Annotated in this window: 1 pseudogene; it reads right to left on the bottom strand. The window is 69.9% G+C overall.

From position 1 onward, the window contains the following. A pseudogene (locus IG178_RS24225) lies at window positions 1–349 on the bottom strand (helix-turn-helix domain-containing protein); the annotation flags it as partial.

Below are 349 nucleotides of genomic sequence, written 5' to 3'. Positions count from 1 at the left end.
CGGGGCTTGCGGGCCGCTCTTCCGGACCGCAGGCACCGCGCCAGCTCACGGCGCAGTTCGCCTCGGCCCTGCACGAACAGCGACTGGTAGATCGTCTCGTGGCTCACGCGCATCTCCGGGTCGTCGGCGTGATCCAACCGCAGGCGCGCTGCGATCTCCTCAGGTGACCACAGTTGCTCCAGCCGGCTGGCGACCTCCTCGAGCAGCCGGCCCGACGCAAGCTTGAACGGCTTCGGTCGACGCGCCTTATCGCGGGCACGTTCATGACCACGCCACGCCGAGTAGCCGCAGCGACCCCCACCGCGCTTCACCTCACGGCTGACGGTCGACACCGCACGCCCCAGCTGCT

It is taken from the genome of Neoluteolibacter marinus (genome assembly GCF_014904755.1).
In the GTDB taxonomy this organism is placed as follows: Bacteria; Verrucomicrobiota; Verrucomicrobiia; order Verrucomicrobiales; family Akkermansiaceae; genus Haloferula; species Haloferula marina.
The sequence above is the reverse complement of the archived record's forward strand: the minus strand, read 5'-3'. Positions and strand labels throughout refer to the sequence as shown.